This is a genomic window from Polaromonas sp. YR568, from assembly GCF_943371715.1.
Classification (GTDB): Bacteria; Pseudomonadota; Gammaproteobacteria; order Burkholderiales; family Burkholderiaceae_C; genus Polaromonas.
The window spans coordinates 21998-42169 of record NZ_CALRVW010000025.1; the positions used below are offsets into that span (position 1 = coordinate 21998).

The 20172-nt window shown below is 65.4% G+C and carries 17 protein-coding genes and 1 other RNA gene; 12 read left to right on the plus strand and 6 right to left on the minus strand.

Annotated elements, in window-relative coordinates:
- Window positions 1-10: 10 nt before the first annotated feature.
- From AAG813_RS16010 to trxA, 4 genes are all read right to left on the minus strand, one after another.
- Window positions 11-1765, minus strand: a complete 1755-nt coding sequence (locus AAG813_RS16010; RefSeq protein WP_341916671.1) for a hypothetical protein — start codon at window positions 1763-1765, stop codon at window positions 11-13.
- A 96-nt stretch (window positions 1766-1861) separates the two neighbouring features.
- Window positions 1862-2146 carry a type B 50S ribosomal protein L31 gene (locus AAG813_RS16015; protein ID WP_096662681.1) on the minus strand — a complete coding sequence of 95 codons (285 nt, stop codon included), beginning with the start codon at window positions 2144-2146 and terminating at the stop codon, window positions 1862-1864.
- 212 nt (window positions 2147-2358) lie between these two features.
- A complete protein-coding gene (gene rho, locus AAG813_RS16020; protein ID WP_096662678.1) occupies window positions 2359-3621 on the minus strand; it encodes a transcription termination factor Rho in 1263 nt (420 codons plus the stop codon).
- A gap of 277 nt (window positions 3622-3898) precedes the next feature.
- Entirely contained in the window at window positions 3899-4231 is a 333-nt protein-coding gene (trxA, locus tag AAG813_RS16025; RefSeq protein ID WP_077594529.1) for a thioredoxin TrxA, read from the minus strand.
- A gap of 210 nt (window positions 4232-4441) precedes the next feature.
- Between trxA and AAG813_RS16030 the strand changes: the two genes are divergently transcribed.
- The 4 genes from AAG813_RS16030 (at window position 4442) to AAG813_RS16045 (ending at window position 12246) form a co-directional block, all read left to right on the plus strand.
- Window positions 4442-7036, plus strand: coding sequence for a PD-(D/E)XK nuclease family protein (locus AAG813_RS16030; RefSeq protein ID WP_341916672.1), 2595 nt, complete (start codon window positions 4442-4444; stop codon window positions 7034-7036).
- A complete protein-coding gene (locus AAG813_RS16035) occupies window positions 7033-10347 on the plus strand; it encodes a UvrD-helicase domain-containing protein (RefSeq protein WP_341916673.1) in 3315 nt (1104 codons plus the stop codon). Before AAG813_RS16030 ends, AAG813_RS16035 begins: the two co-directional genes overlap by 4 nt.
- 179 nt (window positions 10348-10526) lie before the next feature.
- The gene (locus tag AAG813_RS16040; RefSeq protein WP_341916674.1) at window positions 10527-11888 is read left to right on the plus strand and encodes a TIGR03862 family flavoprotein; all 1362 of its coding nucleotides are present in this window, start codon (window positions 10527-10529) and stop codon (window positions 11886-11888) included.
- A 73-nt stretch (window positions 11889-11961) separates the two neighbouring features.
- Window positions 11962-12246: a hypothetical protein gene (locus AAG813_RS16045; protein ID WP_096662665.1), complete on the plus strand. Its 285-nt coding sequence runs from the start codon at window positions 11962-11964 to the stop codon at window positions 12244-12246.
- Window positions 12247-12250: 4 nt separating this feature from the next.
- On the opposite strand, the gene AAG813_RS16050 is transcribed toward AAG813_RS16045, so the two are convergent.
- Window positions 12251-12457 (minus strand): hypothetical protein, encoded by a 207-nt coding sequence (locus AAG813_RS16050; protein WP_096662663.1) that lies wholly within the window; start codon window positions 12455-12457, stop codon window positions 12251-12253.
- Window positions 12458-12633: 176 nt separating this feature from the next.
- Window positions 12634-12730: signal recognition particle sRNA small type (gene ffs / locus AAG813_RS16055), an RNA gene on the minus strand.
- An 82-nt stretch (window positions 12731-12812) separates the two neighbouring features.
- Here ffs and dnaX point away from each other — a divergent pair.
- The 8 genes from dnaX (at window position 12813) to AAG813_RS16095 (ending at window position 20074) form a co-directional block, all read left to right on the plus strand.
- A complete protein-coding gene (gene dnaX, locus AAG813_RS16060; protein ID WP_341916675.1) occupies window positions 12813-14717 on the plus strand; it encodes a DNA polymerase III subunit gamma/tau in 1905 nt (634 codons plus the stop codon).
- A 29-nt stretch (window positions 14718-14746) separates the two neighbouring features.
- The gene (locus AAG813_RS16065) at window positions 14747-15079 is read left to right on the plus strand and encodes a YbaB/EbfC family nucleoid-associated protein (RefSeq protein WP_096662652.1); all 333 of its coding nucleotides are present in this window, start codon (window positions 14747-14749) and stop codon (window positions 15077-15079) included.
- Window positions 15080-15223: 144 nt separating this feature from the next.
- A complete protein-coding gene (gene recR / locus AAG813_RS16070) occupies window positions 15224-15850 on the plus strand; it encodes a recombination mediator RecR (RefSeq protein WP_341916676.1) in 627 nt (208 codons plus the stop codon).
- 88 nt (window positions 15851-15938) lie between these two features.
- Window positions 15939-16352, plus strand: a complete 414-nt coding sequence (locus AAG813_RS16075) for an MAPEG family protein (RefSeq protein WP_341916677.1) — start codon at window positions 15939-15941, stop codon at window positions 16350-16352.
- Between the two features lie 118 nt (window positions 16353-16470).
- Complete coding sequence (locus AAG813_RS16080) at window positions 16471-17517, plus strand: ABC transporter substrate-binding protein (RefSeq protein ID WP_341916678.1); 1047 nt, start codon at window positions 16471-16473, stop codon at window positions 17515-17517.
- A gap of 171 nt (window positions 17518-17688) precedes the next feature.
- Window positions 17689-18513, plus strand: a complete 825-nt coding sequence (locus AAG813_RS16085; RefSeq protein WP_341916679.1) for an ABC transporter ATP-binding protein — start codon at window positions 17689-17691, stop codon at window positions 18511-18513.
- 5 nt (window positions 18514-18518) lie between these two features.
- Entirely contained in the window at window positions 18519-19358 is an 840-nt protein-coding gene (locus AAG813_RS16090) for an ABC transporter permease (protein ID WP_341916680.1), read from the plus strand.
- Entirely contained in the window at window positions 19358-20074 is a 717-nt protein-coding gene (locus AAG813_RS16095) for a glutathione S-transferase family protein (protein WP_341916681.1), read from the plus strand. The genes AAG813_RS16090 and AAG813_RS16095 overlap by 1 nt, the downstream gene beginning before the upstream one ends.
- Window positions 20075-20172 lie beyond the last annotated feature (98 nt).

The window sequence follows — 20172 nt, forward strand, 5'->3', positions numbered from 1 at the left end:
CGGCGGGCGCTTACGGGCGCTGGCGGGCTGACGCCGTGCCCGGGCCGGCCGCCACGCTGACTCTTTTGTACAGCGCCACGTTTTCGTTCTTGTCGGTGGGCCGGCGCAGGGTGGCCAGGTAAGCCCAGTCGGGCATGTTGACGTGTTGGCTCAGCGTATCCTGCGCATCGGCGTCCACCACCAGGTAGGGACAGGCTGCCCGGGCACCGGCCTGGCGCAATTCAAGCTGACCGTGGTACTGAAAAGCAGCCACCTGGGCGCTGTTCAGGCCGTACACCTCGACGCAGGCACCGGGCTCGACGCGCGCAGCGACCTGCCGCGAGAGCGGTGCGTAGCTGCGCGCGTAGTCGAGCAGGGGCAGCCACAGCGTCATCAGCAGCAGCCAGCACAGCGTGGCACCGCCGGCGGGCAGTACCATGGATTTCCACACCGCCGCGCGCTGGCGGCCGGCCCGCCACTTGACCAGCCAGGCCCAGGCCAGGGTGGCGAGCGCCGCAGCCAGAAAGGCCAGCCACGAAAAGCTGGGTTCAAAGCCAGGCGCCAGCTTGGCGACGTTGGCAGCAGGCTGCCTGGGCACGCCGGTCTGCATGGCAATCCAGATCACCCAGATGATGATGGCGCAGCCGGTGAAAAACAGCAGCGTGAACCAGTCAATCAGCGAAGCCACGCTGCGCTTGAGCGTGGGCAGGGCAAAGGCCGCCAGGGCCGCCAGCGGCGGCAGGCTCAGCAACAGGCTGCGGTCCGACGCGGTGGTCGTCACCGTGGCGGCCAGCGCCACCAGCGCAAACCACAGCGGCAGGGCCACGTGCCGGCTGCTCAGTTGCCGGCGCCAGCGCCACAGGGTCCAGGCGGCCAGCGGCCAGGCGGGCCAGGTGAACCAGACCAGCAGGCGCGCCACGCTGCGCCATTCCTTGCGGTCGGCGGGACTTTCCAAGCCCGGAATTTCGATGCGCCAGCGCCAGAGATCCAGCGCCCAGGACAGGGCGGCCACCGCCAGGGTCAGGCCCCCGGTCAGCAGCACCCAGCGCCAGGCATGGGCCGGGTTGTTGTCAGGTCGCGCGCTGTGCGCATTGCCCAATGCCACCAGCGTGCTGCCGGCCCCCAGAAGGGCGGCCACCGCGGGGGCGCCGCTCAGGGCCAGTCCGGCCAGGCCCACCACCAGCCCGAGGGCCGGTCCCATCACCTTCCAGGCGTTGCGGTAGGCGCTGGCAGCCACGGCGTAAAAAACCAGTGCCGTGAAACCGAGCTGCGCCAGGGCGGGGGTGGTTTCATGCGAGAGCTGGGCCAGGCCCAGGCTGGCGATCAGGGCCAGCAGGGCAGCATCTGCAATGGCCCGGGCGTAATCGACCGGGCTGGCTTCTCCGCCAAAAGCAAACGCCACCGGCTGGGCCTGCGGGCTGCGCGCCAGGTAATAAACGGCGTACCAGGTGCACAGCAGCGTCAGCGCCAGCAGCAGGCCGAACGGTATCCGCGCCGCAAACGCCGGGTCGAGAAAAGGCAGGGCCTTGATCGCCAGTGCGCCCAGCCAGTAGGGCGCGAGTGCTTCAAACTCGCCGGCCTGCCCCAGCAGTTGCGGATGCAGCCAGCTGGTGTTGCCAGCGGCCAGTTCGCGCATGGTGCCGAAGGCCGCAATGTCGGCATTTTTCCATGGGCTGCGACCCAGGAAGCCGGGCAGGATATAGGCCACGCAGAACAGCAGCAGCGCCAGCCGTGGCAAGCGGCGAACTGCAGACTGGGCAATGATGGCTGGCGAGGGTTTGTTCAAGGGAGGTCAGGCTGGACGGAAGGCCCGATTTTGGGGCAAAAAAAAGCAGCCTGACATTCAGGCTGCTTTTTCGTGTGGTCGAAGCTGTTTCGCAGCTTACTCGGCGGCAGGTGCTGGAGCAGCGTCTTTGGCAGCGGTCTTGCCAAAACGGTTGCGGAATTTCTCGACGCGGCCACCCATGTTGTCCACGGATTTCTGTGTGCCGGTGTAAAACGGATGCGATTCGCTCGAGGTATCGAGTTTGTACAGCGGCAGTTCGCGGCCGTCTTCCATCTTCACCATTTCTTTGGTGTTGGCGCAGGAACGGGTCACAAACTTGAAGTTGTTGGACATGTCCAGGAAACAAACTTCGCGGTAGTTGGGGTGAATGCCTTCTTTCATGATCTTTCCTTGTTCGTTTCGGGAGCCACTCAAAACCATTCTGAGCACTTTCCGTGAAGCCTCATATTATGTCACGAAATCAAGCACTTAGCGCAGATTCGATGGTATTAAGCGAGCCGGGGCCGCGGATCCGGCTTTGCCGGTCCGCAGGCGCAGCGCCCCCTCGGGGGCAGAGAGCGACACGCAGTGCGCGAACGTGGGGGCTCTATTGATTAGCCGCCGCGCCGCATCATGTCAAAGAACTCGTGGTTGTTCTTGGTGGCCTTCATGTTCTTGAGCATCAGCTCCATGGACTCGATTTCGTCCATGTTGTACATGAATTGACGCAGGATGCGCGACTTCTGCAGGATTTCGGGCGCCAGCAGCAGTTCTTCCTTGCGGGTGCCGCTGCGGTTCAGGTGAATCGCCGGGAACACGCGTTTTTCGTAGAGGCGGCGGTCCAGGTGGATTTCGCAGTTGCCGGTGCCCTTGAACTCCTCAAAGATCACCTCGTCCATGCGGCTGCCGGTATCGACCAGCGCGGTGCCGATGATGGTCAGGCTGCCACCTTCCTCAATCTTGCGGGCGGCGCCGAAGAAACGCTTGGGGCGCTGCAGCGCGTTGGCATCGACACCACCGGTCAGCACCTTGCCCGACGAGGGCAACACGTTGTTGTAGGCACGGGCCAGGCGGGTGATCGAGTCCAGCAGGATCACGACGTCCTTGCCGAGTTCGACCAGGCGCTTGGCGCGCTCGATCACCATTTCGGCGACATGTACGTGGCGCGCGGCGGGTTCGTCAAAGGTCGAGGAGATGACTTCGCCGCGCACGCTGCGCTGCATCTCGGTGACCTCTTCGGGGCGCTCGTCGACCAACAGCACCATCATGACCACTTCGGGGTAGTTGGCGGTGATGGCGTGCGCGATGTTCTGCATCATCACGGTCTTGCCGGACTTGGGCGGCGCCACCAGCAGGGCGCGCTGGCCCTTGCCGATGGGAGCAATGATGTCGATGATGCGGCTGGTCAGGTTTTCCTCGCCCTTGATGTCGCGCTCGAGCTTGAACTGCTCGCGCGGGAACAGCGGCGTCAGGTTCTCGAACATCACCTTGTGCTTGTTGGCTTCAGGCGCGCCGTCGTTGACCTTGTCGAGCTTGTTCAGTGCAAAGTAGCGCTCGCCGTCTTTCGGAGTGCGCACTTCGCCTTCGATCATGTCGCCGGTGTGCAGGTTGAAGCGGCGGATCTGGCTCGGGCTGATGTAGATGTCGTCGGTGGAGGCGGTGTAGCTGGAGTCCGGCGCCCGCAGGAAGCCGAAACCGTCGGGCAGCACTTCGAGCACGCCGTCGGCGACGATGGTTTCACCCGTCTTGGAGCGCTTCTTGATGATCGCGAACATCAGCTCCTGCTTGCGCATGCGGCCGGTGTTTTCGATCTCGAGTTCTTCGGCCTGCTTGAGGACTTCAGACACGTGCAGTGCCTTGAGTTCGTTTAAGTGCATGGGGAAACCTTGCGTGAAGTCAACTCCTCGCGGAGTTCAGATAAAAAACGGGGGAGGTCTGAAAGGAAGCTAGAGGCGCTTCACAAACCGGGAACTCGAACCGGCCGGCAACAGCCGGTCAGCGAACAGGGCCATTATGACAGGAAATTGACGGTGGCTATCGGGGTGATGGGGGTGCGGGAGCTGGTCCCGCCGATCCGCTTCATGCCGGATGGCGCACCGGCAGGCTGTGCAGGGACAGCGTGCCGGTGGCTGGGGACAAGGCTCAGGAGGTCGTTCAGGCCAGTTGCTGGTCGATGAAGGCGGTCAGCTGCGCCTTGCTCATGGCGCCGACCTTGGTGGCGGCGAGCTGGCCGTCCTTGAACAGCATCAGCGTCGGGATGCCGCGAATGCCGAACTTGGCGGGAATGTCGCGGTTTTCGTCCACATTCATCTTGGCGATCTGCAGGCGCCCGTCGTAACCGGTGGCGACTTCGTCCAGAATCGGGGCAATCATCTTGCAGGGGCCGCACCACTCGGCCCAGTAGTCCACCAGCACGGGTTTGGAGGCCTGCAGCACGTCGGCTTCGAAGGTGGCATCGGTGGTATGTTTGATCAGTTCGCTCGCCATGGCGGCTCCTTTGTCTGGTTAGGATGGTTACGATACGTTAGGGGCTAAAGTTGCAGTCATTGTGGCAGAAAGCAAGCGGCCGGGTCGGGCGCGCCGGGGCTATGGCTCCGATAGCGATCATTCAATTTACAGCTTTTGGCCACCGCGCCCGCTTCATTTCACGGACTTTGCACATTCCTTTCCTGCGAACAGCCTTTCCCCAACCCCGCCATGCCACTTACCCCGACCGCTGACGCCGCCTTGCGCACGCCTGATGCGCTGTGCTGGCAGCAGGCCATTGGCGAGCTGGCAGCCGTGGTGCGGGCGCGGGACGTCCACCCGGCAGAGGTCGTGGTGCTGCTGCCTTATGCCCAGCTGATCCAGCAGGCCCGCCGTGCCTGGGCTGCGCAGGCGGGCGAGACCTTTTTTGTTCCCCGCTTTGAAACCACCATGAACTGGGCCAGCAGCCTGGGCGGCACGCTGGGCCTGTATATGCCCTCGGGTGACGATGTGCGCATGGATGTGGCGGTCGACATGCTGACGGCCGCCTCGCTGCTGGGCCGCGCTGGCCTGGGCGCCCAGCAGGATGCACTGGCTGGCCGGCTGGTCGAAGCGGCGTGGAGCCTGGCCGGCGTGGCCGCTGCCGTTGTGCCGGCCGGGCGCCGGGCCTGGAGCGAGGGGCTGGCGCTGACGCTGGGCGTCGGCCTGGATTCGCCGGTGCTGGCACTCGAGGCTGCCGTGGGGCGCATTGCGCTGGCTTGGGTTGCTGCTTCAAGCTATCCGACAGACCGCCTTTTTGAGGCGAAACCACAGCTGTTGGCGGTGCTGGAAGGCTTTCAGGCCGACCCGCTCACCGAAGCCCTCAAGGCGCATTTCGGCGAACGTTCGGTTTCCATTCCGCTGTGCGTTTCGCTGGAAGGGCCAGCAGAGCCGCCAGCGCTGCATGTTGCGCAGGACGCTGAAGACGAAGCGGGCCGTGCCGCTGCCTGCGTACTGGCGCACCTGGCGCAAGGCCGCAGCCCGGTGGCGTTGATTGCGCAGGACCGGCAACTCACGCGCCGCGTCGGCGCCATGCTGGCCGAGCGTGGCATCGCCATGCGCGACGAAACCGGCTGGAAGCTCTCGACTACCCGCGCCGCCGCCAGCCTGATGAGCCTGCTGCGCGCCATGCCCTGGGATGCATCGACGGACGCGGTGCTGGACTGGCTGAAAAACGCAGCGGCATTTGACGCCGCCCTGGTCACCGCTGCCGAAACCGAACTGCGCAAGACTGGCGTGCGCGCCTGGCGCGACCTGCCGGATTTTCCGGAAGAAGACATCCTGCCGCCCGCCTTTGCGGCAACAGGGCCGTTGGCGCGCGAAGTCAACGTTTTGCGCAGCCCGTTCGGACGGGCCCGCCCTCTGGCGATGTGGCTGCGCGACCTGCGCACCCTCCTGCAATCGGCGGGGCAGTGGGATGCGTTGGCGCAGGACGAGGCCGGACAGACGGTGCTGGATGTGCTGCGCCTGCATGAAGGCGCCGAGACCGAATTCGAAGCATCGCCGGTGATGCGGCTGCATGACTTCACGCAGTGGGCCAACCAGGCGCTCGAAGGCGGCAAGTTTTCCCCAGTGCACCCGCCCGCAGAGCAGGTGGTCATCTTGCCGCTGCCGCAACTGCTCGGCCGGCCCATGCAGGCGGTGGTGCTGCCCGGCTGCGATGAAATCCGCCTGCCGGTGTCGCCGGAACCTGCCGGGCCCTGGACGCCCGGCCAGCGCGAGCTGCTGGGCCTGCCGTCGCGGGAAGTGCTTGCCGCCGCCCAGCGCCAGGCCTGGCACTATGCCCTGCACATGCCGCATCTCGATGTGCTCTGGCGCACCAGCGAATCCGGCGAACACCTGATCCCCAGCGGCTTTGTGCAGGAGCTGCTGCTGGACTGGGACGGGGACGCGTCACAAGGCATGGCCACCGACCCCCGCAGCCTGCGTGCCGTGGCCACCCAGCCCACGCGCCATCCCTTTCCGACTGGTGAGGCTTTGCCCGTCAACCGTCTTTCGGCCAGCGCCTATGAGGACTTGCGGCGTTGCCCCTACCGCTTTTTTGCGCTGCGCCAGCTCCGGCTGCAGGAGCCCGAAGAACTCGAAAGCGAGCTGGGCAAGCGCGACTTCGGCAACTGGCTGCACAGCCTGCTGCGCCATTTTCATGAAGCACTCAAAGCCGCGCCAACGATCGATATATTGGCGCGGGTAGCAATGATCAATATGGCGGCCGAGCGCGCCACACAGGAGCTGGCACTCAGCGACAGCGAGTTTTTGCCCTTTGCCGCGGCCTGGCCCGGTGTGCGCGAGGGCTATTTGAAATGGCTGACCGACCACGAAGCCACCGGCGCGGCATTCGACGAAGCCGAAGTCTGGCGCGAGGTGCCCGTCGGCACGCTCACGCTGCTCGGCAAACTTGACCGCATCGACCGCCAGCCCGACGGGCATGCCCTGGTGATTGACTACAAGACCGAGCCGCGCACCACCACGGCCGAGCGCATCAAGAACGGCCAGGAAGACACGCAGCTGGCGTTTTATGCCGCCCTGATGAGCGACGACACGCTGGCAGCGGCCTACGTCAACCTTGGTGAGAAAGAGCCGACCAAAACCTACGAGCAGCCCGACATCGTCGGCCTGCGCGACGAACTCATCGACAGCATCCTGACCGACATGGCGCGTATCGCACGCGGTGCCAGACTGCCGGCGCTGGGCGAAGGCAAGGCCTGTGATTACTGCGCTGCCCGAGGACTCTGTCGTAAAGACTTCTGGAGTCTGGACGGGGAATCCACGGCAGGAGAGGGCGCATGACGCCGCCAGCCAACACGCTGATCCCTCACACCGCTGCCTACGAGAGCAACGGCGAGCCGGTCTCCGCCGAGGCGTTCTACGCCATCGCCTGCGACCCGCGGCGCAGCGTGGCGGTGGAGGCCTGCGCCGGCGCCGGCAAGACCTGGATGCTGGTGTCGCGCATCGTGCGGGCCTTGCTTGACGGGGCCACAGCCGCACCTGGGCAGCAGGTCTTGCCGCACGAGATCCTGGCGATCACCTTCACCAAAAAAGCCGCCGGCGAAATGCGCGAGCGCCTGGACGAATGGCTCAAGGCCTTTGCCCATGCCGACGACGAGACCCTTCGGCTCGAACTAGAAATACGCGGCGTCCGGGTTGATTTTTCAAGCCAAAAGGGCCTGCAGTCCGCACAGGCCGTGCGCGAACAGCTATCAAATTTATACCGCTCCATCCTCGCCAGCGGCCGCTCGGTTCAGATCCGCACCTTCCACAGCTGGTTTGCGGCCCTGCTGCGCAGCGCGCCGGTGGCGGTGCTGCAGCGCCTGGAGCTGCCGGTGAACTACGAACTGCTGGAAGACGACGCACCGGCGCGCGCGCTGGTGTGGCGGCGCTTTTATGCGGCCGTCTCGGCTGACGCGTCGCTCAAGGCCGACTTTGAAGACGTGGTGCTGGCCTATGGGCGTTTCCAGACCGACAAGGCCTTGCAGGCCGCACTCGACAAGCGCACCGAGTTCACGCTGGCGGATGAAAAAGGCGTGATCGCCGCTTCGGTGCAAGCCTTCGGCGCGCAGTTCACCGAATTCGACGGCCTGGATGAACCGGAGGAACTGCTCAGTACCAATAGCTTTCACCGGCAAACCCTCAGTGACGCCGCCGTGGCGCTGGGCCGAGCGAGCGCACCGACTTTTTCGGCCAAGGGGGTGGAGCTGGAGCGCGCCCTGACCGCCGGCGACTTCCCCGCGGCCATCGCGGCCCTGCTCACCGACAAGGGCACGCCGCGCAAGTTCGGCGAAAAAATCGTCGGTATCGAACAGGTGCGCATGGCCCAGGATCTGGTGCTGCGCGTGGTGGCGGCCCGCCAGCAGCACGACGCCTGGCTGTACCAGCAGCGGATGGCACGCCTGACGCGTGTGCTGATTGCCCAGTTCACCGCCCTGAAGCGCGAGCGCGGCTGGGTCGACATGAACGATGTCGAACGCGCCGCGCTGCTGATGCTGGCCGACCCTGTCCTGTCGGGCTGGGTGCAGGAGCGGCTGGACGCGCGCATCCGGCACTTGATGATCGACGAGTTCCAGGACACCAACCCGCTGCAGTGGCAGGCGCTGTATGCCTGGCTTATCGGCTACTCGGGTGCGGGCAGCGCGCCCAGCGTGTTCCTGGTGGGCGACCCCAAACAAAGTATTTACCGCTTCCGCCGCGCCGAGCCGCAGGTGTTTCGCGCTGCACAGGCTTTTGTGGTGCATGGGCTGGGCGGAGATCTGCTCAGCTGCGACCACACCCGGCGCAACGCCGAAGCGGTGATCGACACCGTCAACTCGGTCATGGCCACAGCGCGTGAAACCGACGCGTACGAGGGCTTTCGCGAACACACCACGGCCTCGGGCCTGGCCGGCGCCGTGGGCCGCCTGCCGCCCATCCCGCGCAACAAGGACGAGGAAGAAGCCTCGCCGCTGGCCGCCGGCTGGCGTGACAGCCTGACGACACCGCGCGAGCTGCCCGAAGAAACTCTGCGCACGCGCGAAGCGCGGCAGGCCGCCGCCTGGATTTCAGAACAGGTCGCGGGTGGCCTCAAGCCGCAAGACATCATGGTCCTCTCGCGCAAGCGCGCCGGCCTGCTGCCGCTGCAGGACGAGCTGCGTGCGCTGCATATTCCCGCGCAGGTGGGCGAAAAAACCGAGCTCATCGACTGCTGCGAAGTGCTGGATGTGGTGGCGCTGCTCGACGTGCTGGTGTCGCCGCAGCATGACCTGTCGCTGGCACGCGCGCTGCGTTCGCCGCTGTTCGGCCTGGCCGACGAGGGCCTGGTGCAACTGGCCCTGCTGCAGCGCGAGCACCACCTGCCGTGGTACAACTTGCTACAAAAAGAGGAGCTGCTTGCGCCCGATCTGAAAGGGCTGGGACCCGTTTTGCTTAAGTGGAGGAGCTGGCTGGACCGCCTGCCGCCGCACGATGCGCTGCAGGGCATTTACGACGACGGCGACGTGCTGGCGCGTTTTGGCGCGGCGGCCCCGGCGGCGCAGCGCAGCGCGGTGCTGGCGAATCTGCGCGCGCTGCTGGGTGTGTCGCTGGCGCTGGACGGCGGGCGTTACGCCACGCCCTATGGTTTCGTGCGCGCGCTCAAGGCCGGTGGCACGCAGGCGCCGGCAGCCGTCAGCAGCGAGGCGGTCCGGCTGCTGACCATCCACGGCGCCAAGGGACTCGAAGCCGAGGCCGTGCTGCTGCTGGACACCGACACCGTGGAGCGCAATGCCGACAGCATGGGTGTGCTGGTCGACTGGCCCGGCGAGGCGACCGAACCGCGCAAGTTTGTCTTTCTGGTCAGCGAAAGCCGCCCGCCGGCCTGCGCAGCCGACACGCTCGCCAGCGAGCTGGCTGCCCGCAAGCGCGAAGAACTCAACGCCCTGTATGTGGCGCTGACGCGCGCCCGCCGTACGCTGGTCATCTCGTCGATCGAGCCGCACCGCGTGACTACTGAAAGCTGGTGGCAGCGCCTGCAGGCGCTGGTGGGCGGGTTGCCGGCACCGGTGGCCGATGAATCCGCCGCGGCGCGGCCTGACCTGGCGGACACCGGCGTGTTCTACCTGCCTGAGCTGCCGGCCTTGCCGGAAGGTCTGGCGCCCGCTGCGCCTGCTGTGGAGCGGGTGGATGAAGACTCGCTGACGGCGCGCATCGGCAAGGCCATGCACCGTCTGCTGGAGTGGGGCGGTGCCTTGTCAGCGGAACAGGTGAAGGCAGCGGCGCGCGAGTTTCGGCTGAGCCCGGCGCAGGCGGCCGAGGCTGCCGGGCTGGCCGGGCGCATTCTGGCGGGCGAGGGCGCCTGGGCCTGGCACCCGGATGCGGTGGCCTGGCACGGCAACGAGGTCCACCTGGTTTACGCTGGCCAGGCCTTGCGGCTGGACCGCCTGGTGCAGCGCAAGGACGCCGGTCATGAAGGCCACTGGTGGGTGCTTGATTACAAATCGGCAGCCGCGCCCGAGCTGCAGCCTGCGCTGGTGGCCCAGTTGCAGGACTACCGGGCGGCGGTGCAGCTGATTTACCCCGGTGCGCCAGTGAAGGCGGCTTTCCTGACCGGGCGGGGAACGGTGGTCGAGCTTCCCGGCGAACTGCAATAATCAGGGCATCAGCGAATCGGCCTGGCGCCGGCACCATTTCCAGGTCTCAGGTCTTTATGCATCGCAGCCCCTGAGGGACGGGCGCTGCCAGCTATAAAAAACAGAGCAGACCGGCTTGACCGGTAGGCCCTGCATCCTGTGCCCTTTCACATTGCCATCACGTGCAGACGGACATTTTCTTGAACGATTCAACTTCTCCTGCCCCGCCACGGCGTGTGGCCATCATCGGCGGCGGTCCCGCCGGACTCATGGCGGCCGAGGTGCTGGCTGCGGCCGGCCCGGCCCTGTCCGTGCAGGTGTACGACGCCATGCCTTCGGTGGGACGCAAGTTCCTGCTGGCCGGCAAGGGCGGGCTCAACCTCACCCATTCCGAAGCGGCCGAACCTTTCCTCAGCCGTTACGGCGAGCGCAGCGCGCAGCTGCAGCCGCTGCTGGCCGCGTTTGGCCCCGCCGAGCTGCGCGCCTGGGCCCAGGCCCTGGGGGTGGAGACCTTTGTCGGCAGCTCCGGCCGTGTGTTTCCCAAGGACATGAAGGCCGCGCCGCTGCTGCGCGCCTGGCTGCAGCGCCTGCGCGCCGCGGGCGTGAAGTTCTCCATGCGGCACCGCTGGCTGGGTTGGGCCGACGACGGTTCGCTGACGTTTTCCACCCCCGCCGGCCCGGTGCAGGTACAGGCCGACGCCGTGGTGCTGGCCCTGGGCGGCGGCAGCTGGGCGCGGCTCGGTTCGGACGGCGCCTGGGTGCCGCTGCTGGCCGCGCGCGGCGTCGCGGTGGTGCCGCTGCAGCCCTCGAACTGCGGCTTTGACGTGGGCCCCGAGCCGCACGCGCTGGCCACCGCCGAACAGGGCGAAACCCGCCGCGCGTTTTTCCGGGAACTGGTGGGGCAGGGCCCGTCGCAGCAGCCGGGCTGGACCGAACACTTTGCCAGCCGTTTTGCGGGCCAGCCCTTCAAGTCGGTCGCCATCCATTTCACCGATTCGCAAGGCCGCAGCTTCAGCCGCAAGGGCGAGTTCGTCGCCACCGCCACTGGCGTCGAAGGCAGCCTGATCTACGCCGCATCCAGCCTGCTGCGCGAGGAAATTGCGCGCAAGGGCAGCGCGACCTTTCTGCTCGACCTGCTGCCCGACAAGTCGCCCGAGCAGGTGCTGGTCGAGGTGCGTCATCCGCGCGGCTCGCGTTCGCTGTCCAGCCACCTCAAGAGCCGGCTGAATCTCGACGGCATCAAGGCCGCGATGCTGTACGAGCTGCTCGGCAAGGACGCGATCAACGACCCGGTGAAACTGGCGCACGCAATCAAGGCGCTGCCGGTCCGGCTGGTGGCGGCCCGGCCGATCGACGAAGCGATCAGCAGCGCCGGTGGCGTGCCGTTCGAGGCCCTGGACGGCCAGCTGCACCTGCAGACGCTGCAGGGTGTGGCGCAACCGGTGTTCTGCGCCGGTGAAATGCTCGACTGGGAAGCGCCCACGGGTGGCTACCTGCTGAGCGCCTGTTTTGCCAGCGGCCGTGTGGCCGGGCAGGGCGTTTTAAGCCATTTCGGCCTGTAGTCCATGCTGTGTGGGCGAGGTCTGCTATTTATTCGATAGCGTATCGAGTTTTTATTTTTGAAGAGGTATGGCCATGATCGTGCGTTTCCACATTGACCCGATGGAGCAGGACCAGTACGAGTACCGCGTCAGCTACGAGGGCGAGGACCTGTACAGCGACGCCGGGCTGGACAGCATCGAGGCCTGCATCGTGGCCGCCACCGAAGGGCTGGGGCAGGACGCGATTGCCGCCGAAGTGGCCTACAAGGGCATCATCAGCGGCACCTACGCACTGGCCTCACTTGCCCTGGTCTCGGCGCAGATTGCCGAACATGCGTTGCAGACCACGGCGGCGATTGAAGAGGCTCTGGAAGGCTGATTTCCTAGATGGCCCCATCGCGGCGCTCGAAGTAATTGCTCCAGGCGTTCAGCCGTTCCGACTCGACATGCAGCCGCAGGAAGTCCTCCGGCCCCACCTTCGACAACTCGTAGATGGCCTCCAGCCGTTGTGACTCCGCCTTGATCAGCCGGCCCAGTGCTTTCAGGTAACGGGCCAGTTCCTCGTGGGTTGGTTTTTCAAATGTGTCCATGCAAAAAATTCTAGAAAAAAATCTGCGATGGAGAAACCCCAAAACGGCAGGCTGGCGCCGCCTCCGTTTGTAGGAATTGGGCGTGCCCGTCGCGATTTGTTAACCTTTTACTCACCGTGCGGCCGCACAGGCGAAAAAAAACAGGACATGCCTGAATGTCCTGTTTTCTTGAATAAGGTGACGGACCTTGACCCCGGCACTGGCTCCGCAGTTAGGGCTGCTTGGTTCCCCATCTGACCCGGTTGGCCGCTTCACCATGCGGGAAGGCCCGTCATTGACTATTGTAAGGGCGGGAGCCGGGACTTAAAGAGCTGTGACCATAAAAACCCTGCGGCCCGCGCTTTAGAATCATCCGATGTCCTACCTCGTCCTTGCCCGCAAATACCGCCCCCGGAATTTTTCTGAAATGGTCGGGCAGTCGCATGTGGTGCAGGCGCTCAGCAACGCACTGGGCACGCAGCGACTGCACCATGCCTACCTGTTCACCGGCACGCGCGGCGTCGGCAAGACCACCATCTCGCGCATCCTGGCTAAGTCGCTGAACTGCGTGGGCGTGGACGGACAGGGCGGCATCACCGCCACGCCGTGTGGCGTGTGCCAGGCCTGCACCGACATCGACAGCGGCCGGTTCGTTGATTACACCGAGCTCGACGCGGCTTCCAACCGCGGCGTCGACGAGATTGCGCAGTTGCTTGAGCAGGCGGTCTACAAGCCGGTAGTGGGGCGCTTCAAGGTCTTCATGATCGACGAGGTGCACATGCTGACGAACACGGCGTTCAACGCCATGCTCAAGACGCTGGAAGAGCCTCCCGAGTACCTCAAGTTTGTGCTGGCCACGACCGACCCGCAGAAGGTGCCGGCCACGGTGCTGTCGCGCTGCCTGCAGTTCAACCTGCGCCCGATGGCGCCGGAAACCATTCTTGAACACCTGACGCAGGTGCTGCGCGCTGAAAACATCGAATCCGAGCCGCAGGCCCTGCGCCTGCTGGCGCGCGCTGCACGTGGCTCCATGCGCGACGCGCTGTCGCTGACCGACCAGGCGATCGCCTTCGGCTCGGGCCAGCTGCAGGAAGCCAGCGTGCGCCAGATGCTGGGCAGCGTGGACCGCAGTTATGTGTTCCAGTTGCTCGATGCGCTGGCACGCGGTGATGGCAAAAGTGTGGTCGAGACTTCCGAGGTGCTGCGCCTCAATGGCCTGAGCGCCGCCTCCACCCTCGAGGAAATGGCTACCGTGCTGCAGCGCATGGCGGTGCTGCAGGCGGTGCCCGGCATCGACGCAGGCGACGACGATTCCGACCCCGAGATCGCTGCCACCGCGCGCCTGGCGCAAACCATGCCGGCCGACGAAACACAACTGCTGTACAGCCTGTGCCTGCATGGCCGGGCCGAGCTGGGCCTTGCGCCCGACGACTATGCAGCGCTGACTATGGTGCTGTTGCGCCTGCTGGCCTTCAAGCCCCCGGGCGCGACGACGGCAGCCGCCGCACAGGGGGTCGCCGTCGAGCCCCCAAAAAAGTCCCAGCCTGAGAGGGCGCCGGCCAGCGTTGTGGCCGCCCGTCCGGTGGCCGCGCCTGTCGCTGCCCCGGTGCCAGTTCGCCCGCCGGTGGCTGCACCGCCGGTCCGCCAATCTTTGGAGGGAAATCGGCCTTCCGCCCTTGTGCAGCGGGCGCCAGCAGCTCCTGATTTTGTAGCGTCACGGGAACCCTTGCCGTGGGAAGACGCCTTGCCCATGCCGGCTTCGGCGGTGGTACTGGCGCCGGCGCCGGCACCGGCATCGGCATCGGCGCCCGTACCGGTCGCCGCCGCTGCGCCGGCGCCTGCCGCACCCCTTTTCACGAACAGCCCGCTCGGCGACGTCTGGACGGCGCTGGTCAACCGCATGGTGGCTGCCGAAACGATAGGTGCGCTGGCGCGCGAACTGGCGCTGCAGTCCGAGCTGCGCACGCAGGCCGACGGGGTCTGGACTCTGCGCGTGGAACGCGAGTCGCTGAACCAGGCCGCCGCGCGCGAAAAACTCCAGCTGGCCCTGCAGGCCGCGCTGCAGGACAGCGGCCAGGCGCCGACACTGGTGGTCGAACTCGGCCCGGTCGGCGATTCGCCGGCGCGGCGCAATGCCGCGGCCGCGCAGGAGCGGCAACGCCTGGCCGAGGAGACTATTCAGAACGACCCGTTTGTGCAGGACATGATGCGCGACTGGGGTGCCAGAATTGTCCCGGGCAGCATCAAACCGCTCGCCCCGGTGGCGGGCAAGCCGATATGATTACCATCAAGTTTTAAAGGAAAAAAGACATGTTCAACAAAGGACAACTCGCCGGCCTTATGAAGCAGGCGCAGGCCATGCAGGACAACCTGAAAAAGGCCCAGGACGAGCTGGCGTTCATTGAAGTCACGGCGGAGTCCGGCAACGGCATGGTCAAGGTCACCATGACCTGCAAACACGACGTCAAGCGTGTCGAGATCGACCCCAGCCTGCTGACCGACGACAAGGACATGCTCGAAGACCTGGTGGCCGCCGCCTTCAACGCGGCCGTGCGCAAGGCCGAAGACCTGAGCCAGGAAAAAATGGGCAAGCTCACGGCCGGCATGCCGGGACTGCCCGGCGGGATGAAACTCCCCTTCTAGAAGTTTTGGACCCCCACGTTCGCTCGCTGCGCGTAGCTCTCTGCCCCCCGAGGGGGCCGCTGCGCCTGCGGCCCGGCAAAGCCGGTTCCGCGGCCCCGGCTGGTCTGGTCTGTAGTTATGCATGCGCCGCAGGCGCTGTCCCGCATGGCTGACTCCAATGCCCTTGAGGGCCTGACCCAGGCGCTGCGGCGCCTGCCGGGCGTGGGCGCGAAGTCGGCCGCGCGCATGGCGTTTCATCTGCTGCAGCACGACAAGCCCGGCGCATTGCAGATCGCCCGCGCACTCGAACATGCGGTGCACAGCGTCAAACACTGCGCGCTGTGCAACACGCTGACCGAGCTCAACATCTGCAGCACCTGCGCCAACCCGGCGCGTGACCGCAGCAAGCTGTGTGTGGTCGAAACACCGGCCGACCAGGCGGCGCTTGAGCGCACGCTGGCCTACCGCGGCCTGTACTTTGTGCTGATGGGCAAGCTCAGCCCGCTCGACGGCATCGGCCCGCACGACATCGGCCTGCAAAAGCTGTTCGACCGCGTGTTGCCCAGGGACGCGCAGGGTGATCCGCCCGCTGCCGCAGAGCGTGAGGTGCAGGAAGTCATCCTGGCCACTAACTTCACCGCCGAAGGCGAGGCCACTGCGCATGTGATCGCGCAGGCGCTCAAAAGCCGCGGCGTGCAGGTCACCCGCCTGGCGCGGGGCGTGCCGGTGGGCAGCGAGCTCGAATATGTGGACCTCGGCACGATTGCCCATGCGCTGGTGGATCGCCGCTAGCGCACGGCTGTGCCCATTTATCTGCTACCATTTTTATAGCTGACCGCGCCCACTTCTCCATGACTGCAAGCCAGAAAGGCACTTTTCAATGACTTATGCACGTTTCACCGTGGCCTACTGGTGCCTGCTGGCCGCAGCCTTGTTGCCGATCGCCTGCGCGGCGCTGGCCAAGTGGGGCACGATGACGACCCCGGCGAACAGGGGCGGCTTCGACAACCACAACCCGCGTGCCTGGCTGGCGCGCCAGACGGACTGGCGCGCGCGTGCCAACCATGCGCAGGCCAACACTTTTGAAGCCTTGCCCTTCTTTTTTGCCGCCGTGATCATTGCGCACCAGCTTCAGGCCTCGCAGGTGCGGCTCGACGTGTTTGCGTTTGTGTTTGTCGTGCTGCGTATCGCCTACGTCATGATGTACGTCGCCGACATGGCCAAGAGCCGCAGCGTGATCTGGTTCCTCGCACTGCTGGTCAACATCGGCATTCTTTTTCTGGGCTATCGGTAACGTCTGGTAACCAGAAACCGTTCCGTACAAACCCGCACGGGATGATACCGATGCGGTTTTTTTTCGCGCTGGCTAAGCTCTTTCCGAAGCCAAAAAAATCAGAGAGAGAACCCGCCCCATGAACCATCTCACCGTCAACCGCAGGACTTTCGCCAGTGCGGCCGCACTCGGTGCCGCTTCCCTGGCCTTTCCGGTCCTGCGCGCGCAAGGCAAGCTGGAAAAAACAAAAATCGCGCTGGCTGTGGGCGGCAAGGCAGCGTTTTATTACCTGCCGCTGACCATCAGCGAGCAACTGGGCTACTTCAAGGCGGAAGGCCTGGATGTGGAGATCAGCGACTTTGCCGGCGGTGCACGGGCGCTGCAGGCCGTGGTGGGCGGCTCGGCCGATGTGGTGTCGGGTGCCTACGAACACACCATCAACCTGCAGTCGAAGAACCAGATGTTCCAGGCCTTTGTGCTGCAGGGCCGGGCGCCGCAGATTGCCTTTGGCGTGTCCACCAAAAACATGCCCAGCTACAAAACGGTGGCCGACCTCAGAGGTAAAAAAATAGGCGTGTCCGCACCAGGCTCGTCCACCAACATGATGGCCAACCTGGTGCTGTCGCGCGCCGGGCTCAAGGCCAGTGATGTGAGTTTCATCGGTGTCGGAACGTCTGCCGGTGCGTTGGCGGCCCTGCGTTCCGGCCAGATCGACGCCATGAGCAACACCGATCCGGTGATGACCATGCTGGAGCAAAAAGGCGATGTGAAAATCATCTCGGACACGCGCACGCTCAAAGGCACGATCGACGTGTTTGGCGGTCCCATGCCGGCGGCCTGCCTGTACGCCCCGCTGGACTTCATCCAGAAAAATCCCAACACCTGCCAGGCGCTGGCCAATGCCATCGTGCATGGCCTGAAGTGGCTGCAAACGGCCGGGCCCGGCGACATCATCAAGACCGTGCCCGACAACTACCTGCTCGGCGACCGGGGCCTGTACCTGGCGTCCTTCAACAAGGTGCGTGACGCGATTGCGCTGGACGGCCTCATTCCTGAAGAAGGTGCCAGGACGGCGCTCAAGGCCCTGGCCAGTTTTGATCCCAGCATCAAGGCCGACAGGATTGTCCTGGCCAAGACCTATACCAACGAGTTTGCCCGGCGCGCCAAGGACAAGTTCAAGGCATAAACAGGCCCCCACGCTTGTCACTGCGTGTACTACGCTGCCCCCCTGGGGGGTCGCTGCGCCTGCGGCCCGGCGGAGCCGGTTCCGCGGCCCCGGCTGGTATGCAGCCCCACAGCAACTTCTCTTGCCATTCTCGTGTAATGAACCTGCCTCGTTCGCGTACACAATCCAACCATGCCGCCATCCGCCACCGACCACGCGCTTGAACTGCTGGCCGTCACCTGCACCTTCCGCGCGCGGGACGATGCGGGCCAGGCCTACACCGCTGTCGGTGCATCCACGCTGCGCATACGGGCGGGCGAATTTGTCTCGGTGGTGGGGCCGACCGGTTGCGGCAAGTCCACCTTGCTCAACATCGGTGCGGGCCTGCTGCCGCCCACCTCCGGTACGGTGAAGGTGTTCGGCCAGCCGCTGGCGGGCATCAATACCCGCGCCGGCTACATGTTCCAGACCGAGGCGCTGATGCCCTGGCGCAGCGCGATAACCAACGTCATGGTCGGCCTGCAGTACCGCGGTGTGCCCGATGCCGAGGCGCGTGCGCAGGCGCAGGCCTGGCTGGAGCGGGTCGGCCTGAGCGGTTTCGGCGACCGTTACCCGCACCAGCTGTCGGGCGGCATGCGCAAGCGCACCGCGCTCGCGCAGGTATTGGCGCTGGACCCCGACATCATCCTGATGGACGAGCCTTTTTCGGCGCTCGACATCCAGACCCGCCAGCTCATGGAAAACGAGGTGCTGGACCTGTGGGCGGCCAAAAGGAAGGCGGTGCTGTTCATCACGCATGACCTCGACGAGGCGATTGCCATGAGCGACCGCGTGGTGGTGCTGTCGGCCGGCCCGGCCACGGTGCCCATGGGTGAGTTCCTGATCGACCTGCCGCGCCCGCGCAACGTCGCCGAGGTGCGTACCCAGCCGCGTTTCATCGAGCTGCACACGCAGATCTGGGACGTGTTGCGCGACGAGGTGCTCAAGGGCTACGCCCAGCAACTCCGAAAGGTCTGAACTGCATGTGGTCCGTTCTCAAGCCCTCTGACAAAAACCTGCGTGTCTGGCAAATCGGCATGCTGGTGGTGTTCCTGGGCCTGTGGCAGCTGGCCTCACGCGACCAGCAGCTGGCGTTTTTCCTCGGCGAGCCGGTCAAGGTGGCGGGGCGTGTCTGGTCCTGGTTCATGCCTTTCGGCTTCGGCCCCAGTCTGCTGTTCCCGGACGGCCTGCCGGGCAACGCCGACATCTACCTGCACCTGGGTACGACGCTGCTCGAGACCGTGCTGGCCTTCGGCATCGGCACCGTGCTGGGCCTGGCCTGCGGCCTGTGGCTGGCACTGGCGCCCATGGCCAGCGCGATCATGGATCCCTACATCAAGGCCGCCAACTCGATGCCGCGCGTGATCCTCGCGCCGATTTTTGCGATGTGGTTCGGCCTGGGCATCTGGAGCAAGGTGGCGCTGGCGGTCACGCTGGTGTTCTTCATTGTGTTTTTCAATGTCTACCAGGGCGTCAAGGAGGTCAGCCCGGTGGTGCTGGCCAATGCGAGGATGCTGGGCGCGAACCAACGACAGTTGCTGCGCACCGTCTACCTGCCCAGCGCCACCAGCTGGGTGTTTTCCAGTCTGCATACTTCTGTCGGCCTGGCCTTTGTCGGGGCCGTGGTGGGCGAATACCTCGGTTCGGCGCGCGGCGTCGGTTACCTGATCCTGCAGGCCGAAGGCACCTTCGACGTCAACACCGTGTTTGCCGGGATCGTGGTGCTGACGGCGTTTGCGCTGGTGCTCGACGGCATCGTCGGACGCATCGAACGCAAGCTCATGAAATGGCAACCCCGCACCGGGGAGACGGAGAAACTCTGATGGAACATCTTTCTGCACCGATACGCCTGTACTCCGGGCCGCTCAGCATGTTCGGCGCCAAGGTGCAGATCGCCGCGCTGGAAAAAGGGCTGGACGTCGAACTGGTCATGGTGCCCTTTGACATGCAGCGCCTGTACCAGCCCAAACATCCCGAGGTGCTGCGCATCAACCCCAGGCAGCAGGTGCCGGTGCTGGTGCATGGCGCGCTGGAACTCTTCGACTCGACCCAGATTTTTGAATACCTCGAAGAGCTGCAGCCCGAACCCGCGCTGTGGCCGGCAGGGGTTGCTGCGAAAGCCCGGGCGCGTCTGCTCGAGCACCAGTCGGACGAAGTGTATTTCCCGCCCATCGTCCGCCTGATGAGCCTGCAGGACCAGCCGCAGGATCCGGTGGCGGTTGCGGCGCGCGAGGCGTCCGCACTTTTTTACCTGAAGATGGAGGCCCTGCTCGCGGAACGTGATTACCTGGCCGGCGCCTATTCCTTTGCAGACATCGCGTTTTACATGGCGCAGCTGTTCGGCGAACGCATGGGCGCCGCGATGGATGGACTCACGCCGCGCCTGCTGGCCTGGCGCGAGCGGCTTTCGCGGCGGCCGGCCGTGCGCCAGGTGGCCGGCGCGATGGCGGCCTACCTGCGGTCGCAGGGCCGGCCGCTGCCGGGTTTTCTGGCGGCGATGCTGCCGCCTCCACCGCTGGCACCGGCCGACCGGGCCTGATGGTCTGATGGTCTGATTCTTCGATCTGGTCGTATCGTCCTACATACACGCGGCGGGCCGGTGGCTACATTGGTGCCAGCCACGCCGCCGTGCCCTCA